The sequence below is a fragment of the Legionella erythra genome (assembly GCF_001467615.1).
GTDB classification, from domain to species: domain Bacteria; phylum Pseudomonadota; class Gammaproteobacteria; order Legionellales; family Legionellaceae; genus Legionella_C; species Legionella_C erythra.
In genome coordinates this window covers 380909-384546 of the sequence record NZ_LNYA01000024.1, presented here as the reverse complement: position 1 = coordinate 384546, position 3638 = coordinate 380909, and the positions used below count along the sequence as shown (strand labels likewise).

The window sequence follows — 3638 nt, the reverse complement described above, 5'->3', positions numbered from 1 at the left end:
AGAATCTCCTCCCGCATAGATTATGAGAAAATTCTACTTTTGGCATCAGTTATTTTTCGGGGGGATTACCCCTATTGTTCCATACCTAGTTTATGTACTAATGTTATTAGTTTAGACTAAGCTTTGTTATGAAGGAGTCTGCAACAAAAATCTTCCTTTTTAAGAGGATTAAAAAATAAAACAACGCTTAAGAAAATAGCCCAGCAACATTCAAACAGGGGGTATATTTGGGGGTATATTTTTATTGCGCAAGAAAATAATCATTTAAATACAACATATTGATTAACAAATTAAATAGCCGCCACCATATAACTCCTTGATTTATAGGTAAAATTTAAGATATATCCCCTACTGCGGCACCATAGAGGCACTATTCACCCTCAATCAGCACCAAACTTTGGGTCTTTCCCATTTACGGGGGCACTCAATCAGCAGCATAGTACTCTAACCCTTGTTCTATAATTTTCAAAGTTTTTATGTCAATCCATATGAGTGCTATGATTGGTTTTTGCACTTTATATGTTAATTAAGCAAGCCAAGCAATCGATGTATCTGCCCCACAAGATAAAAGGGAATGGATATAAAAGTATAGTTTACGGAGTTCCCTAAACTATCTTTTACATCTACATTAGTTTTACTTGGATAATCAGAATTAATTCGCATGGCGAGAGATAATTTCTTTAATCCCATGAAAACATGTAATGACTTTAGGCTTCCTGTGGCACCAGCTTTTACTTCAATAGGTATTATTCTATTACCATGTTGGATTACATAATCAATTTCCGCACTGGAATTGGCCTCTTCTCTATGCCAATAATACAAAGCGGGTTCAATATAGGGTGGCTCAATTGTTCTTAGTAATTGGCCAACTACCTGTTCAGCGATTCCACCATTATTAATCAAAAGAATTTCATTTGTGGAATTAATTTGGTTTAAACTCAGACCTAGTGCGGTACTACATAAGCCTATATCAAGGAAAATTTCTTTAAAAAATTTTTCTTTAATTTCAGATGCGAGGGGAACACCATTTGCGGAGCTACTTTGTACTCGGTGACTAACTCGGGCTTTTTCTAATAGATCTAATACATGCTTTATTGTTGATGCTTGAATCGATTTATTAACTCTACTAAATACAAATTTTTGTCCAAGCATTTTTGGAATAGAATTCAGTGCTTCTTCTAATCTTTCTGTCGCTAAACGACCTTTATATTTTGAAAAGTCATCGCGATAGGTGGCCAATAAGTCATTTTGTATTTGGCTAACTCTATTCAGAGAGCGCTCAACAGACCAATTAGAGACTACAGCGGGCATACCGCCGATTATCAGATATTCTTTAAATAAAGAAGTTAATTGCTCATGAATCGCAGAGGGGATCTCGACACTTAAATCATATTGACTTAAATAGTCGTAAAGTAATTTTTTGTCATTTGCTAGTAAAAATTCATCAAATGACAATGGTTCCAAATGCATATAGCTAACTCGCCCAACGGGCATGCTAAATGAGTGCTCCGCTAGAATAAATTCTAATAGAGAGCCGGCAGATATTACTGCTAACTGGGGTAAATCTTCTGCAAACCAACGGAGTTTGCTAAGCAGTTGAGGTGCTGCCTGTATTTCATCCAGGAATAATAAGCACTTTTGGGGTTCTATTTTCTGATTTAATATCGTGCTTAAATTTAATAAGATTTGATTTATATCATTAGAATCAAAAAGGCTGGCAAAAGAGGGTCGTTTCTCGAAGTTGAGTTCAATTAATTGCATTCCTGTCTTTTCAGCCAAGTGTCTTACCAGCCATGTTTTACCAACTTGTCTTGCCCCACGAATGACTAATGGTTTCCGGTCAGGTGAAGCCAGCCAGTTGTCCATATAATTTAATAGAGTTCGTTTCATTTAATAGGCTTATCATTAGTAATATACTAAATTATAAGTAATAATATGTTTAAGTCAACAAAACATGGTGTTGTTTTTCATATCTGCAAAGCAAAATACGGCGATGTTTTGTTATTCAGCCATGAAAAACATGGGGATGTTATTTGAACTATCATTTAACGTTAACGTGATTCTAGGTGGGAAAATGGTTCAGCATTTCAATAATGCCATATGCTGAATGGGCAGATTTTATCTGTCAAGTGAAATAGCAGGACGTGGAACAATCGATTTCCAATAATTGTGGATAAATAGCTTTGAGGTGTTTAAACCGCGTACATCTATTTTCGCCAATTTCCACTCTTTACCAAATAATCCTTCATTTATTATAGATAAATTATTAAGATGCCTAACTCATTCTGGTTATCGTTATCGAGATAAATGAATAATTTTACCCGGGAATTAATTTCCTTTGTTGAGGGATCAGATGATTCTCTGTTTTCTATACATAATTTACCGTATGGCGTGTTTTATACAGCGGATTCCTCGCCAAGAGTAGGCACAGCCATAGGTGATTACGTTCTTGATCTTGCGTTACTCGAAAAAGAAAAGCTTATCAACATGAGCAGCGAAGAACCTGTTTTTAGTCAAAGCAGTCTAAATTATTTTGCTTCCTTAGGGGCTAAGCATTGGTCCAGTGTCCGGCAAAGAATTCAAACATTATTATCCGTTGATAATGATGAGCTTAAGGATAACCAATCATTATTGCAACGGGCTCTTATTCCCCTCAGTGAAATCCAAATGGCTTTACCTTTCAAAATAGAAGGGTTTACTGATTTCTATGCCGCCGAGCATCATGCAACCAATGTGGGTAAATTGTTTCGAAGTAATGAAAATGCGCTTTTACCCAATTGGAAATACTTGCCTGTCGCATACAATGGCAGGGCTAGTACAGTTTTTCCTTCCGGTACCGATGTGATACGACCCAGAGGACAAATTAAGCTTTCTCCGGATGAGCCACCCGTCTATGAACCGTGTCGTAAATTGGATTTTGAGCTCGAATTGGGGTTATTTATAGGGCAGGGTAATCCTGACCGTAAGCCAATTACCATCCATGAGGCCCGATCTCATTTATTTGGCTGTGTGTTATTAAACGATTGGAGTGCAAGAGATATTCAGGCATTTGAGTACCAGCCTTTAGGCCCTTTCCTGGCAAAAAGCTTTGCCACGTCGATATCAACCTGGGTTATCCCGTTTGAAGCATTAATCCCTGCCATGAAAAATTGTCCCGAGCAGGATCCAAGGCCAGTGGAATACCTTTACAGCAACACACGCCAGTTACCGGATATTAAATTGCTTGTCGAGATACAGCCTGCTGGTTCCAAAATAAGAACTAAAATCTGCGAAACCAACAGCACGGAGCTGTATTGGAGTATGGAGCAAATGATTGCTCATCATACGGTGAATAACTGTATTTTAAAGACTGGTGATTTATTGGGTACAGGAACAATCAGCGGTCCTGCTAGAGAGAGCTGGGGAAGCCTGCTGGAAATCACATTTAACGGTAAGCAGCCTATCAAGCTCGATGACGGCAGTGAGCGAGCCTTTTTTTTGGATGGGGATACCATAATCATTACTGGGTATTGTGAGGTAGGTTCTCATAAAATAGGCTTTGGTTCTTTAGAGGGAACTGTTCTACCTGCGGGTTAACAGTTTTTACGACAAAATGTCTAAGTCTGCGGCGTATGAGGAATATTGCAAATAATCGAGAT

Annotated in this window: 2 protein-coding genes; one reads left to right on the top strand and one right to left on the bottom strand. The window is 37.9% G+C overall.

Features of this window, described 5'->3' with window-relative positions; translation table 11 throughout:
* Positions 1-522: 522 nt before the first annotated feature.
* The gene (locus Lery_RS08625) at positions 523-1890 is read right to left on the bottom strand and encodes an ATP-binding protein (RefSeq protein ID WP_058526831.1); all 1368 of its coding nucleotides are present in this window, start codon (positions 1888-1890) and stop codon (positions 523-525) included.
* Between the two features lie 417 nt (positions 1891-2307).
* On the opposite strand from Lery_RS08625, the gene fahA reads away from it, so the two are divergent.
* On the top strand, positions 2308-3576 hold the full coding sequence (fahA, locus tag Lery_RS08620) for a fumarylacetoacetase (protein WP_058526830.1): 1269 nt from the start codon (positions 2308-2310) through the stop codon (positions 3574-3576).
* The last annotated feature ends 62 nt before the right edge of the window (positions 3577-3638 follow it).